Annotated in this window: 13 protein-coding genes and 1 pseudogene; all 14 read right to left on the bottom strand. The window is 58.3% G+C overall.

The features are described from left to right. Window positions 1-64: 64 nt before the first annotated feature. Window positions 65-763, bottom strand: a complete 699-nt coding sequence (locus tag B0G76_RS41840) for an aspartate/glutamate racemase family protein (protein ID WP_120298560.1) — start codon at window positions 761-763, stop codon at window positions 65-67. Continuing rightward, the gene (locus tag B0G76_RS41835) at window positions 750-1,676 is read right to left on the bottom strand and encodes a 3-hydroxyacyl-CoA dehydrogenase NAD-binding domain-containing protein (RefSeq protein ID WP_120298559.1); all 927 of its coding nucleotides are present in this window, start codon (window positions 1,674-1,676) and stop codon (window positions 750-752) included. Before B0G76_RS41835 ends, B0G76_RS41840 begins: the two co-directional genes overlap by 14 nt. A 165-nt stretch (window positions 1,677-1,841) precedes the next feature. After that, window positions 1,842-2,144, bottom strand: a complete 303-nt coding sequence (locus tag B0G76_RS41830; RefSeq protein WP_120298558.1) for a Rieske 2Fe-2S domain-containing protein — start codon at window positions 2,142-2,144, stop codon at window positions 1,842-1,844. 39 nt (window positions 2,145-2,183) lie between these two features. Then, entirely contained in the window at window positions 2,184-3,074 is an 891-nt protein-coding gene (locus B0G76_RS41825; protein WP_120298557.1) for an SDR family oxidoreductase, read from the bottom strand. Between the two features lie 143 nt (window positions 3,075-3,217). Continuing rightward, a pseudogene (locus B0G76_RS43240) lies at window positions 3,218-3,380 on the bottom strand (transposase); the annotation flags it as partial. Window positions 3,381-3,502: 122 nt separating this feature from the next. After that, window positions 3,503-5,416, bottom strand: a complete 1,914-nt coding sequence (locus tag B0G76_RS41820) for a S9 family peptidase (protein ID WP_120298556.1) — start codon at window positions 5,414-5,416, stop codon at window positions 3,503-3,505. Then, window positions 5,382-6,560 (bottom strand): pyrroloquinoline quinone biosynthesis protein PqqE, encoded by a 1,179-nt coding sequence (gene pqqE / locus B0G76_RS41815; protein WP_409076789.1) that lies wholly within the window; start codon window positions 6,558-6,560, stop codon window positions 5,382-5,384. Before pqqE ends, B0G76_RS41820 begins: the two co-directional genes overlap by 35 nt. Beyond that, window positions 6,553-6,828, bottom strand: a complete 276-nt coding sequence (pqqD, locus tag B0G76_RS41810) for a pyrroloquinoline quinone biosynthesis peptide chaperone PqqD (RefSeq protein WP_120298554.1) — start codon at window positions 6,826-6,828, stop codon at window positions 6,553-6,555. Before pqqD ends, pqqE begins: the two co-directional genes overlap by 8 nt. Then, window positions 6,825-7,577 carry a pyrroloquinoline-quinone synthase PqqC gene (gene pqqC / locus B0G76_RS41805; RefSeq protein ID WP_120298553.1) on the bottom strand — a complete coding sequence of 251 codons (753 nt, stop codon included), beginning with the start codon at window positions 7,575-7,577 and terminating at the stop codon, window positions 6,825-6,827. The genes pqqD and pqqC overlap by 4 nt, the downstream gene beginning before the upstream one ends. A 72-nt stretch (window positions 7,578-7,649) precedes the next feature. Further along, window positions 7,650-8,561 carry a pyrroloquinoline quinone biosynthesis protein PqqB gene (pqqB, locus tag B0G76_RS41800; RefSeq protein ID WP_120298552.1) on the bottom strand — a complete coding sequence of 304 codons (912 nt, stop codon included), beginning with the start codon at window positions 8,559-8,561 and terminating at the stop codon, window positions 7,650-7,652. 81 nt (window positions 8,562-8,642) lie between these two features. Next, window positions 8,643-8,714: a pyrroloquinoline quinone precursor peptide PqqA gene (pqqA, locus tag B0G76_RS41795; protein ID WP_082194460.1), complete on the bottom strand. Its 72-nt coding sequence runs from the start codon at window positions 8,712-8,714 to the stop codon at window positions 8,643-8,645. A 368-nt stretch (window positions 8,715-9,082) separates the two neighbouring features. After that, entirely contained in the window at window positions 9,083-10,048 is a 966-nt protein-coding gene (locus B0G76_RS41790; protein WP_120298551.1) for a YCF48-related protein, read from the bottom strand. Between the two features lie 32 nt (window positions 10,049-10,080). Then, on the bottom strand, window positions 10,081-12,441 hold the full coding sequence (locus tag B0G76_RS41785; RefSeq protein ID WP_120298550.1) for an RND family transporter: 2,361 nt from the start codon (window positions 12,439-12,441) through the stop codon (window positions 10,081-10,083). Between the two features lie 69 nt (window positions 12,442-12,510). Continuing rightward, on the bottom strand, window positions 12,511-14,349 hold the full coding sequence (locus tag B0G76_RS41780; protein ID WP_409076788.1) for a DUF1302 domain-containing protein: 1,839 nt from the start codon (window positions 14,347-14,349) through the stop codon (window positions 12,511-12,513). Window positions 14,350-14,369: the final 20 nt, after the last annotated feature.

The following is a 14,369-nucleotide window of genomic DNA, read 5'->3' as shown; positions in this document are numbered from 1 at the left end:
TCGCACCGGCTGAGCAAGCATCAGGCCGTGCACGCACTCAGGGCTGACGGACAAGGCTGACAACTCAGGCGCTGTCGTGAGCAACTTCTACCCGCGCGCGCAACGCCTGAACGGCGCACCCCGGCGTGGTCAGCACCCGAACCGAAACCATTGCTCGCACAGCGCTGGCAGCACGCGCCAGCGAGAACTGGCCCAGCACCAACGCATCGACTGCTGTCAAACCTTCGCACGCTCTGGCTGCGAGTTGATCGTGAAGTTCACCCTTCCCACGTTTGAGAGCGTCGAGCGCACCCTGCGCCAGAATCGCCGTGACCTCAATACTGCGACCTCGCGCCCTGCCCATACTGACCAATTCATCTCGCAGGGCGGCCAGAGAAGGTGCATAAGTGACCAGCAAGCCAATTCGGTCACCCCATTCAAGCGCCGCCTCGAAAGCCGCTTCATTAGGACGCAGCACCGGAATCGGCAGCGCCGCCTTGAGCGCATCAATCGCCGGACCAAACGCCGAGCAGGTAAACAGAATGGCCTGCGTACTGCCGGCTTTCCCTGCATACGCCAGGCAATACAGGGCCAAGGTTTCGAAACGAGTTACCATTGAATGTTCAAGCCGCCCTGCAACCGCAAGCTCGATCGCCAGCGAAGTATCCAGTAGATCGAAATAGAAGGCCTCCGGCCAGCCCTCCGCGAAAGCCTCGCGCGCAGGCCCAATCGACTCCTCCAGGGCATGGACCAGAGCAATACGTACCGGCTCAGTGGATGCCATCAGCCACTCCTCGCCCCTGCAGGGCTTTGATCAACAGACTGTCGCGCAGAGACTCCAACTCATTGACTGAACGGCCAGCGGCGGCCTCTTCCACGCCCTTGATCAGCGATTGGCAAACCGTCTCGCTGAGCACCGGCGTACCGAGTGACGCCCAGCGGCGCTCCTGGCTCGGCCCAAGGTGATGCAGATAATGCGAGATGCCTCCCTGACCTCCGCCTAAATGATAAGTCATGTGCGCACCCGTGACTGACCAGCGCAGCCCCGGACCGCTGACCAGTGCAGCGTCTACCTCTGCGACATCAGCAATGCCTTCGGCAACAATATGCACCGCCTCACGCCAGAGCGCAGAGGCCAGCCGGTTGGCAATATGCCCTACCGCATCTTTCTTGAGCCGGACCGGACGGCGACCGACGCTGCGATAAATCGCCTCGGCGCTGTCCAGCACCACTGTTGCAATACCGAACAGCTCCACTAATGGCACCAGATGCGGCGGGTTGAACGGATGCGCGGTAATCAACCGTTCGGGATGGCGCATCCCGGGAGAGAGGTCCGACCAAGTAAGCGCCGAAGTGCTCGAGGCAATGATTGTTTCAACCGCGACGATGGCCTCAATATCGGCATACAGGGCGCGCTTAAGCGCAATGTTTTCAGGTGCATTTTCTTGCACCAGGCAGGCTCCCTGCACCGCCTCGCCCAACGTCTGCGTAAGCGACAAACGGCCCTGCCTGGCCGGGTCACACCCAAGCGAAGCAAGTTGTGCCAAGGGCCGTTCGAGCCGCCCAAGAAAACCGTCGAGTACTGCCTTCGAAGGGTCCCAGGCCTGCACGTCGTAACCATGTGCAAGAAAGAGCGCTGCCCAGCTCTCGCCAATCAAGCCGCATCCCAGTACTGCTACTGAGGTATAACTTCTCATCACCAGCGTCTCCTTAGTATTTTCGAACCTGTCCCGCGCCTGGCACAGATGATCGCCGACAGTTTCTTCCTCTCACTGTATTTCACTAAAACGCCCCAAAAAGGATGTCCAACTTCTTGGGGTAAGTTCATTATGGAATGGACACGCAAACAACCTGGTATGAACCTAGCCTGTTTCACATAGGCGGCTACCCCGGTGTCGGCAGACGTTGGGAAAGGCATTGATCTGGCTGCGCCGATCACGCGCAACCACGACGCTATCCTTGGCCAGCTCGAACGTGGTGAAGTCGCCAGGTTCGGCGATCTCGGAAATATGACATGCAAAGAGCCTGCGACGCCTGAAGACCAGCGCGATATTTCGTTCGAACCATTTTTCAGAGATGTAAAATTCCTGAGGCAATGAGGTCAATGGGAAGCCATCCGAGCCCATTTCAGGAAAGTTCAAGTCAGCATCATTACCCATCATCATCACACTCTTATTTTTGGAATGATCGAGTCACCACAGCCTTTAGTCCAGCTTAGGCTTGCCCAAACCCATTTCCTCACGTTTCTGCAAGCGCACGGCGTAAGCCGGATCATCTTTCCACTGGTTAATGGAATCGATCAACAGCTTGTGCTTGGCCTCAAGCGAAGGGATGTATTCCGGGTACGGGAAGATCCACAGGTCATTGCGCTTCATGCCCATCAGCGTACGCTCGGCCAGGTCCAGAGGGTCAAAACCAGCCTCGAGGTGAACCTTGACTCGGGCAACAGCCTCAGCATCCTCGACAAAGCCTGATTGCGCGTATTTCTGTGTGCGGGTGACACCCACCTCCATGAAATTGGTGTTAACCGAGCCCGGGCAAAGGCAGGAGACTCCGATATCGAACTGGCTTAGTTCGATTCGCAGCGACTCCGACAGCCCACGGATGGCAAACTTGGTGGTGCTATAAAGGGCTGCGGTGGGAATCACAAAGAACGACGAGATCGAGGCCGTATTGACGATATGGCCGCCGTCGCCGTGCTCGATCATGTGTGGCAAAAACGCCTGAATGCCGTTGATCACGCCGCGCAAATTGACGTCGATGTGCCAGTCCCAGTCGTCCGCGGTGGCCAGCTCTAGCGGGCCACGGGCGCTGACGCCGGCGGTGTTCATCAGCACCTGCACCGGGCCAAACTTCTTTTCCACTTCCAGGGCGGCAGCGGCGTAAGCTGTGCGATCGGTCACATCGAGATGCATGATGTGCACCTGTACATCCTTGTCCTTGAAATAAGCGGCTGCCTCTTCGAGATGCTTGGCTTGAACGTCGGCGATTACCACTTTCATACCGGCCTGCTCCGCCAAGACTTTAGCTTGGCCCAGACCAATGCCCGATGCACCCCCGGTGATAAATGCAACTTTGCCTTTAAAATCGAACATCAACTGTCTCCTTGATTGCCCTGAGGTGGGCTTATTCTTATGAAAGCAAAATTATCGTTGTTGTTGGTTTTGCATCTGCCAATGTAGACATTCGACTACTGCAACTGGTTGCGGGTTCTCTGATGGGGCTAAATTCGTCTGCGACCCGCATCAGGACTGGATCTAGCATCTGCGGTGGCAAAGATCGACTCAATGGGATTGGTCGTTCGCAAATGCTGCCGGTGTTCGGCAGGGAGTCATAGAAGGCAAGCAGTTCATCGCTGTCTTTCGTGAGTTTCCCGTCGCCTTTGGATACTTGGCCGAATAAGTGCAGGACAACCCTCATTACACGAAACCCAAGGCCTACCGGGTGCTACCGGGTGCTGTTCACGCGCATCAGCGACCCCGTCTAGACGCTACAAGCTGCGCAACAAAGCCTGCAGTTACCTTCAGCTCTTGCCAAGCTGGAACGATCCGGCCTGAGGGTTTGACTGCACAGATTCCGTTAATTCCGCAGCTTGCCCGAGAATCCCACGGTAGAACGCGTATTCTGCCTGGAGCGCGTGCGCGAGATTCACTTCCTTTCGAAATCCGTGGCGCTCATCGACATAATAGTGCGCCTGGACGGTCACACCGTTCGCCTTTAACGCAGCCACCATGCTGCGCGTCTGGTCGGGCGTCACGACGGCATCGAGTTCGCCCTGAAAGAAGATCACCGGCACCTCGATCCGATGCGCATGCAGCAATGGCGTGCGCGCCAGATAGCGCTCGCGGTCAGCAACCGCATCGCCGATCAGCCAGGCCAGATAATCGGCTTCGAACTTGTGCGTCCGACGGCCGAGCGTGAGTGGATCGCTGACGCCGTACAGGCTACCCCCGCCGCAGAACACTCTGCGAAACGCGAGCGCACAAAGCGCTGTGTAGCCACCCGCACTACTGCCGCGGATGAACGCACGCGCGGGGTCAATGCGCTGCTGCGCAGCGAGATGGGCGACGGATTCGCACGCGTCGTCGACATCGATTATGCCCCAACTCCCCCGGAGCGACTCCCGAAAGTCGCGGCCATATCCGGTGCTCCCGCGATAGTTCAGATTGACGACTGCAAACCCTCGTTGCGTCCAGTACGCAATGCGGGAGTCGAACACCGGATAGCAGGCGGAGGTAGGGCCACCGTGAATGAATACGATGACTGGCGGCAACCTTTGAGCAAACTCCGACGCGTAGAAGTACGCATGCGCCTCACTGCTGCCACTCGGAAACCGCAGGACTTCTGGCTGCGGAATGCGTTCTTCGGGCATCATCGGCGAGACTTCGGCTAGCACTTTCACTTGATGCCCGCGGCGTTCGATTGCCAGCACGGCGGCGGGGCAAGTAGGCGAAGCCGCGATGCAGTAGAAGCACTCCTTGCCGGCGGCGAGACTGCGGAAGCGGCTAAATTTCGAGGCAAGTGGGCGACGTGTGCCGTCAGCGTCGATGTGAGCGAGCATGCCCCAGCCATCCTTTATCCACGCGCCAAGAAAAGAGCCGTCGTCAAGTGCGATCCAGCTATGCTCGCCAAGCTGCCACGGTGCAGAAGCATGATCGGCTTCTGCCGCGGGCAGCGCTTCGAGCACGTCGTCCTGCAGCTGCCAAGGTCGCCAAAAGCCGCTGCGGTCGCTCAGGTAATGGAGTGCGCCCCATGCATCGAAATGCGGTTGCTGTAACGCCTCCACGCGATCGCCGCCGGCCAGCGTACGGGGCGCGGACCAGACCCCATCCGCGTCTCGCTCGCAGCTACGCAATAGCGTAGAGGTCCACGGCTGATGCGGGCGGTACCATTCGATCCATGCAAGCCGCGAACCATTGAAACTCAGGCAGGGCGCCGCGTAGAAGTCTGCCCCTTGCGCGAGCACCTCTCGCGCACCGTCGGCGAGTGCGATCGAGACAATGCGATGTGTGCTGCACTCTTCTTCCACCGCGACGATCAAGCCGTGGCTATGGCGAAGGTCGCCATAGCGGCGATCCCCGTGCGTGAGTTCGACGGGCTCGCCGCTCGCAACGTCGGTATCATCGTGGATTCGCTGGCGATAAAGCTGCTGGTCCTTTTCGTTTACGAACACCACCTGATGATCCGCAATGCAAAACGAACCCCCACCGTACTCGTAAACACGGCCGCGCACACTGAAGCCCTTCGGTGTGACGCAGCGCGGCGGGGACCCCTGTTGCCATTGCCAAACACTGCAAGCGGCATCATTCGGATCGTATGTACTCCAGAACACGCCGCTCAACCCCGCCACGAGTTCCACGAAATTTTTGCATGCCGCGACCGCCTGTTCGGCCGACATGCAGTCAGGACTTGTCGAGCTTTCGCGAGTTTCGGTCATTGCGGAAGATCAGTCGGTTTATTGGTTGGACAGGCTGTGAGGACTCGTTGCGGGCTTGCACTATGATACGGTGCTCAGGCGACTTCCCGCATACCGGGTCAGCGTTGGCTGCGTCGCCAGTCAGCATGAAGGCTTGGCAGCGACAGCCGCCGAAGTCCTTTTCCTTTTCCTCGCAGGAACGGCATGGCTCAGGCATCCACCTGTCGCCGCGAAAGCGGTTAAAGCCGAACGAGTCGTACCAAATGTGGCGCAGATCGTGAACGCGCACGTTCGGAAACTCGATCGGCAACTGGCGAGCGCTGTGGCACGGCAATGCGGTGCCGTCGGGCGTGACGAGGAGAAAGATAGCGCCCCAGCCGGCCATGCATGGCTTAGGGCGTTCCTCGTAGTAATCAGGCGCCACGAAAATGAGCTTGCACGGACTGCCGATCGCCTCCATCTTGGTTCGGTACTCGTTGGTGATGCGCTCAGCCTTTTCGAGCTGAGCGCGTGTGGGCAGCAGTAGCGCACTGTTGAGTTTGGCCCAACCATAGAACTGGCAGGTGGCGAGTTCGACGAAATCCGCCTCGAGCTCGATGCACATCTCGATAATGCGGCCCACGTCATCGATGTTGTAGCGGTGCATGACGAAGTTCAGCACCATCGGATAACCGTGCGCCTTCACTGCCCGTGCCATCGCGAGCTTATGAGCGTACGCTTTGCCCGAACCCGCGAGCATGTTATTCATATCTTCGTCGCTCGCCTGGAAGCTGATCTGTATGTGATCAAGTCCGGCGTGCTGGAGATCGGCGACCTTCTGCTCGGTCAGGCCGATGCCTGACGTAATCAGGTTCGTGTAGTAGCCGAGCCTGCGCGCCTCACCGATCAATTGCGCGATATCGCTGCGCACCAGTGGCTCGCCCCCCGAAAAGCCGATCTGCGCCGCCCCCATCGCACGCGCCTCGGTCATCACGCGAATCCATTGCTCTGTGGTAAGTTCCTCGCCTTGTCGCGCAAAGTCGATGGGATTTGAGCAGTACGGACACTGAAGCGGGCAGCGGTACGTGAGTTCTGCAAGGAGCCAGAGCGGCAGCCCGACCTTGGTTTTATCGGCCGCCCCTGTGGATGCATGCAAGTCGGCGCGCGTGGTGTCTTCGTCAGACAAGATCGATCCAGTGCTTGTCGCGCGCGACCAACATGAACTGTTCAACATCCTCGCCAAGCTCCAGCGCGCCGGGATACTGCATGCTCAGACAGTCGATGATGGCGGCTATGCTGAGCGCTCCGTCGATTAGCCCACCAATCGCGCCTGCGCTTTCATTCAGCTTGATCATGCCCTCGGGATAGAGCACCACGTAGGCATTTTGGGCGATTTCAAACTGAAAGCGGTAGCCCCGCCGCCAAGCTGGCGTTAATTTGCGGTGAAAGGTCACAGTGCAATTCCTTTGTGCCAGGCACGTTTGTCTGTCACCGTATGATAAGGTGGGCGGCCGAGTTCGTATGCCATCGACATCGCGTCGAGCATGGTCCAGAGAATGTCGAGTTTGAACTGAAGGATTTCGAGCATGCGCTGCTGGCTTTCATAGGTCGTGCAATGCTGCAGCGTGATTTGCAGGCCGTGGTCGACGTCGCGCCGCGCCTGGTTCAGTCGCGAGCGGAAATATTCGTAGCCGCGTGGATCAATCCACGGGTAGTGCTGGGGCCAGGTGTCGAGGCGCGACTGGTGAATCTGCGGTGCAAACAGTTCCGTGAGCGAACTGCTGGCCGCTTCCTGCCAGTTCGCACGCCGTGCGAAGTTGACATAGGCGTCCACCGCGAAGCGCACGCCGGGCAACACCAGCTCCTGCGCGCGCAACTGGTCGGGATCGAGCCCGACGGCCTTCCCCAGATGGAGCCATGCGTCGATACCGCCATCTTGGCCGGGTGCGCCATCGTGGTCGAGGAGACGCTGGATCCACAACCGGCGCACTTCGCGATCGGGACAATTGGCGAGAATCGCCGCGTCTTTCGCAGGAATATTGACCTGATAGTAGAAGCGGTTAGCCACCCACCCTTGGATTTGCTCCCGGGTCGCGCGACCTTCGTACATCGCCACGTGATAAGGATGGTGAATGTGATAGTACGTGCCTTTCGCGCGCAGGGCCAGTTCGAACTGTTCGGTTGTGAGGGCGGGTTTTGTCATGAATCTCTCTTGTGGCTTTGCGACAGAATTGCGGCAGCCTGGTAATACGCCGCACGCGTTTGCAGCAAATATCTATAGCACGATGCTCATGCCGTCGAAAGCGACTTCCACGTTGCGTCGTACGAGTTCCGCGCGCTCGGACGAGTCCTCGTCAAGAATCGGATTCGTGTTGTTGATGTGCGTGAGAATCTTGCGCACGTGTGGAAACTGATCGAGCACCTCGAGCATGCCACCGGCGCCGATTTGCGCGAGATGTCCCATTTCGCGGCCCGTGCGTGCGCCTACGCCGCAGCCCCGCATTTCGTCGTCGGTCCAGAGCGTGCCATCGATCAGCAGGCAATCGGTACCACGCATGCGGCCGAGCAGGGCGTCGTCCACCTCGCCAAGTCCGGGCGCATAGAACAGCTTGCCGCCTGTGCGCAAGTCCTCGATCACGAGGCCGATGTTGTCGCCCGGATGCGGGTCGTTGCGATGCGGCGAAAACGGCGGGGCCGCACTGCGCAGCGCAAACGGCATGAAGCGCAGGTTGGGGCATACGGGAATGACGAATGCTGTGCCCGAGACGATCGGGTTCCAGCGCAGGCCGCCGTTCCAGTGTGAGAGCATTGGAAAGAGCGGAAAACCAGTGCTCAGATCCTCGTGAACCGTGTTGGTGCACCAGACCTCGTGTGGGCAGCCTTCACGCAGGCTTAGCAGGCCGGTCGTATGATCGATCTGGCTGTCCATCAGCACGATAGCGCCGATGCCTGTATCGCGCGGCGCGCGGCCTGGCTGCATCGGCGCGAAGCCTGACAGCTGTGCTCGGATGTCTGGCGAGGCGTTGCACAGTACCCATGCCACGCCTTCGTCCGAAATAGCGATCGACGACTGGGTACGCGCAGAGGCGCGTATGCGGCCTTCACGAAAGCCCGCGCAATTCACGCAATTGCAGTTCCATTGAGGAAAGCCGCCGCCTGCCGCGGAGCCGAGAATTTGAATATGCATGCTTGCCCAGAAACTGCGCACGGCGTGAATCAGAGGAAAGCCCCGGCATAGCGGGGCTCTCGCAACCTTCGATGCTACGGATCAACGGTTCGAAATGTACATCGTGACTTCAAAGCCGAGACGCAGATCGGTAAATGCGGGCTTGGTCCACATGGTTGAACTCCTCTAAGTAGATGGAAAGAACGGAAGTACCGTGAAATGCACAAACCACAGACAACAAAAAAGCAAACACGAAGCGCATCGTGCAGCCGTTGGACGTGGTCCAGACAACGCTCAGCATGCACAATTCGTCCCGACTTGACAGTACCACATCTAAAATCGTTCGAGCTATATAGTTAGCAATCCTACTATACTAAATGTTTCATTCCATTCATGCGAGGGTTTGACTACCTAGCGGCGAATGACGCTGTGTGGGACCGCTTATCCTTAGAAAATCGGACGGCACACGAATCAGTCAGCCACGCTCGCTGCGCCACCGGCGTATACGTCAAGTTATCCAACCAGAATGACGAATCGCTTGCTTAGGGCGTCCGCAGCACGCCTTCGTGTGAAAACAGAATCGGATTTCCGCCCGCGCCCAAGAGGGCCGCGGTCAGCGTCGCGCGATCCGGGCGCTGAGAAACCTCGAATGTCGTCGCGCCGGATTTCCGCAACATCAGCATCCCGTCAAGCCCGACGCCCATCAGACCGTCAGCGGTTACAACGAGATCTGTGATTGAATTCTTTGTACCCGTGGCTACCGACGACCAGGTCGCCCCGCCATCGCTGCTTTCGAACAGGCTGCCGAGCAGTCCGCCGACGACGATGCGTCCGTCCGGCATCGCCACCCCGCTCCACAGGGTGCCCTTGCCGCCCGTGGCCAGATAGCTCCAGTTCATACCGCCATCCGTCGACTTGAGCACCATGCCTTGCTCCGAGTCGATATACAGTGCACCTTGGCGATCCGCAAAGACGTGATACAGATTGCGATCCCCATGCGCGCCGCCCGGCGGCTTCGGCACGGCCACCTTGCTCCACGTCGCTCCTCCATCGTGCGTTGCGAGCATCAGCGACCAAAGGCCCACGGCCAACCCGTCCTTTTCACTTCTGAAGTACACCGAGAACAGCGGCTGGTCCACCGAAACGTCCATGCGCTGCTTCTTCCATGTCTCACCGCCGTCGCTCGTCGCGAGTATCGCGCCCCACTGGCCCACCGCCCAACCATGCTGCGCATCCACGAAGGTGACGGCGGAGAGCGTCGCCGACAACGGCACCTGACGTGCCTGTCGCCAGCTCTTTCCATCGTCGTCCGACAGCACAACGAGGCCTTGCTCGCCCACTGCGACGATTCGCTTGCCGGCCCGAGTGGCATCCATCATCATCATGTGCGTTGGGTCTGCCCATGCATGAGCCGAGTTCGCACTCCAGATTGCGACCGCGCCCGGCGACGCTGCGAATGCGACTGCGGCATTGCACAGCGCGGCGCACACAACAAGTAGCTTGATCATGACTGTCTTCCTTTAGTCGTGGTCGTCAAAACCTAATGGCTGAAGAGGCCGGGCGCACGCGCCGGCTTGCTGCGCGGGAACCACCGTTCGAGCGCCGACGCCAATGCTGGCAACGCCGTCATCGCCATCACCAGGTTGACGATGAACATGAAGGCCAGCAGCTTGCCCATGTCCGCTTGAAACTTGAGCGCCGAGAAGCTCCACGTTGCCACGCCGATCGCCAGAGTGATCGCCGTGAAGATCGTAGCAACGCCGACTTCCAGGATCGCGTGCTGCACCGCTTTCACAATGGGTTGACCGCTCGCAAGGTGAAGTTGAAGGCGGTTGTAGATATAGAACGCGTAGTCGACGCCGATACCCACCGCCAAAACCATTACCGGCAGCGTCGCTACCGTGAGCCCGATCTTCAATTCCTTCATGAACCAGTAGCCGATGAAGGTCGCGACCGACAAGGGCACGCAACAGGCCAGCATTGCGCGCCAATCGCGGTACGCAAGGAAAACCAAGATCAGAATCGCGGCATAGACGTAGAGCATCATTGGCAACTCGCTCTTCGCCACTTCGTCGTTGGTCGCCGCGATAACGCCCGCATTGCCGGCGGCAAGGCGAACCGTGATGCCCGGGAACGGATGCGATAGGCGGTATGCCTTCACATCATCAAGCACCCGGTTGATCGTCGTGGCCTTGTGATCTTTCAGAAACAGATGGACTGCGGTCATACTGCAGTCGACCTTCATGAAGCCCTTCACACGATTCACGTCAACCGAAATAGCCCCGTAGTTCTCCGGGTCAATCGGTACGACGTTCATTTTTGGATAGTCTTCGTTGTATCCTTGGTTGTACGCTCGCAGCAACGTGGTATAGGACTTCACCGACACCACTCCCGGTTCAGTCCGCATTGCCGTGGAGAAATCGTCTTCATATAATCCGACTGCGGGATTGTTGCACGCTCCGCTATCCGATTCCACCACGACTGTAAGCCAATCGAGACCCATGTCATAGTTGTTTGTGATTGACGTGGCATCGAGGTTGAAGCGTGCGTCCGCGCGAAGCTCCGGGGCGCCAGGCTGCAGTGTGCCGATTACGCGATCCCGGCTTTGCCACACCGCCAAACCTAGCACCATCGCCGTCACTGCAAGCGTCAGCATCGCATACTTCGGCTCCGCCACCCGTGCGAGCAAGCGCAACGGCCTGGCGCGCTGCTGACTGCGCTTCAGCGCTTTATCGGCGTAGAGCTTACTAAAGTTGAAGCACGACGCCGCAACAGGCAAGAGAATCAGGTTCGTCACGATCTTGTACGCAACACCGAGCGACGCGGTGATCGAAAGTTCGCGTACCATCGGAATTGGGATCGACAGCAGCGTGATGAATGAAACGAACGCCGTGATGAGTGCGAGCACACCCGGAATCAGCAAGCCACTGAAACTGTGGCGTGCAGCAGCGAATGAACTATTGCCATGCGCAATCTCCCGCACGATTGAGTTGACCTGCTGCACTCCGTGCGACACTCCGATCGCAAATACCAAAAACGGCACGAGCACCCCTAGCGGATCCAGTCCGAAACCCAACAGCTTTAACGTTCCAAACTGCCAGACAAGGGAGGTCAGCGAGCAGCAGATCAGCAACATCGTGAAACGAACAGAATGGCAGTACCAGTACACTGCAAGGGCGGTCAGTAGCAGTGCAATTGCGCAAAAGCTGAGCACGGCTTTTGCCCCGTCGGCAATGTCGCCGATCTGCTTCGCGAAACCAATAATCTGGATTTCATACCCAGCGTCCTCGAAGGGCTTGCGTACGCTGGAATCGAGCAGATGATTGAACGCTACATAGTCGAGCATCTTGCCTGACGCGTCTCGCTCGTTCAATTCGGCTGTGATCATCGCACTGTCTTCGTCATGCGAGACCAGCGTCCCCACATAGCCACCTCCGGCGGTTGCTCTGCGAATATTGGCGATATTGTCAGGTGTCAGTTGATCCGGCGTGATGGTTCCCGAAATGATCGGCTCAGCACGAAAGCCCTCATCCGTCACCTCGTTGACGTACGAGTTCGGCGTCCAGAGCGACCTGACACCACTGCGATCAACGTTCGGCAAGTAGGTGACAGCCCGCGTCACGTTGTAGAGACGCGTCAACCCGTCCTTTGTCCAGATCGTTCCCTTCCGTGCTCGTACGACGACGGTAATTCGGTTTGCACCAAACAAGTCCGCCCGGTACTTCTGAAACGTCCGGATATATTCGTGGCCGATTGGCATCTGCTTCTCGAAGCCAGCGTCCATTCGCAACTGCACCGCAAACACCGCCATCACCACGGTAAAGACCGCGACCACGCCGAGCACGACCGCACGATGGCCGAAAAAATATCTTTCCAACCCGCTGACTAGACGATTTAACACGACATTACCCCTTAAGTAACACAACGGCGTACAACGTACGCGGTTCGCCGTCCTTCACCAGTCCATCGGTCAAAAGTTCCGAGTGGCGAATATCCCGACGAAATTTCGGTCTGTGTATGGTTGACCAACGTTGTTGTGGCCACCGAAGAACGCGGTGAAATTAACGCCCGCCTGCCACACCGTGGGATTCTGATTAAATAGGACGTAAAGGTTCACAGATTTGGCGCCCTGCGAATAGTTTGCGCTCCACGAAGGCGTGTACCCATAAAGGCCGTCCGTGAAAGTCACACCCGGCGTCACCTGCCAGCCGGGGATCAACGTCCCGTCGTAGGTCCAGTTGAAATCGATCGTCGCGCCCACTGAACTGGATGTGCCCTGCGCCATTCCGATCGGGTACCCCAGGCTTGAGCCATTATTCAGCCACGGCCAATAGGCCGCCGACGGAACCTGCATGACGGTTTGGCCGTTCATCGTCCGCGTAAAGCTGCTTCCGGTCACTCCCGGGTAATAGATCCAAGTCAGTTCCCACGTCAGCGCGGCCGCATCAGCTCCGAACAGCTTGAGGAACGGGTAGTCGCTACGCGATAGTGAGAGGATGCCGTTGACGTCGAACTGGAATTTCTTCTTGTCGATCCACTGCTGGCAATTGATGCCCGACACGCCGTTGGTGTTCAGATCGAGTGGTCCACCAGCGCCATAACAGGCCGACAGTGAGACGGCGTCACGCGGCCGATACGACGCTTCTGTACCAATCGCCCAGTCGCCAATCCCGAAGTTCGAACTCAGACCGAAAAGCTGGCGGTTATCGAGATACGAGTAGTGCGTAGTCCCATCCGCAGACGACGACACTACGGGCGACTTATCGGTATAGTTCAGGTAATAGAACGCAAAGTTCGCGCCGAACGAACTTGGCGCGAAGTTGAATTTGAAGCCGAATTGCGGCTTGTACTTCGATGGCGCCTGCCAATCAGTAGGATAGCCTTGAGAGAAAAACGGTGCCCCGGCATACACACCATTAACAAGACCACCGTTGATCGAATTGACTGTATCCTGATTGCCCGCTGCACTCGGGCCGCCGATCGTACTCGCAATCGTGCCCGCACTGGGCCCGCCTACGTTGTAATTGTTCGTGTTGGCCGTCGCCGGGCCCGCGCCACGGCCAAAACTGTTCGAGGTCGCCCAGAACGACCCCACAGGGGGGTAACGGTTTCCGTTCCATTGAAACTGGTAGTAGGCTTCTGTGCTGAGCCCATGTGAGAGATCCGCAGCAAAACTCACCATCGGCGCGGGCAGCAGCGCCTGCTTTAGTTGAGTGCCGGGAACCAACAACTTCTGGATGTCAAGTGAGTTGGTGGCGTTGATACCACCTGATGCATATATGCTTTCACCCCAATTGATCACCTGGTTACCCAGTCGTACGTGAGCGCCGCGCCCGTCTATAGTGAAGTCTTTTTCACCCCACAGGTCGAGCAGTTCAGCGTTGTAGACGACCTGTGCCGCAGCGGTGCTGCTCAAAGCCGTTCGGTCGGTATGTCCAGCTGCAAAGTCATACATCCCCGTGCCGCGGATCATGAACTTCAGCCCTTGGCTCGGCATCTTCAGCAGCAGTTCGCTAGTTAGGCTCAAGGACGCGCTGTACGGCTGCCCCTTGCGGTAATTCAGATCGCCGTCATTGCCGGCCCATTGATTGATGTTCGCCCCCGCGCCGCAATCGAAGGCGTTCGGGTCACCTGTGAGAAAACAGGCCGGGTTTTTCGTTCGGATCCCCATGCCTGCCGTGACGTTACTCACCCACGATCCGGTCAGATCGCTAACTCCTGTCGTGAAATCGTAGCCGTACGCATTTGACGTTGCCGCTGCAACGACAGCAAGCGACATTGTGCTCAGTTTGAAACTCCGCTTCATCATTGCCTCCCCTCCTCATCCGC

Source organism: Paraburkholderia sp. BL23I1N1, from assembly GCF_003610295.1.
Lineage (GTDB): Bacteria > Pseudomonadota > Gammaproteobacteria > Burkholderiales > Burkholderiaceae > Paraburkholderia.
Note: the sequence above shows the minus strand (reverse complement) of the source record. Positions and strands in the feature narration are given on the sequence as shown.

Excerpts from the sequence above, each read along its gene's own strand:
- B0G76_RS41840 (WP_120298560.1), bottom strand. The coding sequence starts at position 763 with ATGGCATCCACTGAGCCGGTACGTATTGCTCTGGTCCATGCCCTGGAG.
- B0G76_RS41835 (WP_120298559.1), bottom strand. The coding sequence starts at position 1,676 with ATGAGAAGTTATACCTCAGTAGCAGTACTGGGATGCGGCTTGATTGGC.
- B0G76_RS41830 (WP_120298558.1), bottom strand. The coding sequence starts at position 2,144 with ATGATGATGGGTAATGATGCTGACTTGAACTTTCCTGAAATGGGCTCG.
- B0G76_RS41825 (WP_120298557.1), bottom strand. The coding sequence starts at position 3,074 with ATGTTCGATTTTAAAGGCAAAGTTGCATTTATCACCGGGGGTGCATCG.
- B0G76_RS41820 (WP_120298556.1), bottom strand. The coding sequence starts at position 5,416 with ATGACCGAAACTCGCGAAAGCTCGACAAGTCCTGACTGCATGTCGGCC.
- pqqC (WP_120298553.1), bottom strand. The coding sequence starts at position 7,577 with ATGACAAAACCCGCCCTCACAACCGAACAGTTCGAACTGGCCCTGCGC.
- pqqB (WP_120298552.1), bottom strand. The coding sequence starts at position 8,561 with ATGCATATTCAAATTCTCGGCTCCGCGGCAGGCGGCGGCTTTCCTCAA.
- B0G76_RS41790 (WP_120298551.1), bottom strand. The coding sequence starts at position 10,048 with ATGATCAAGCTACTTGTTGTGTGCGCCGCGCTGTGCAATGCCGCAGTC.
- B0G76_RS41780 (WP_409076788.1), bottom strand. The coding sequence starts at position 14,349 with ATGATGAAGCGGAGTTTCAAACTGAGCACAATGTCGCTTGCTGTCGTT.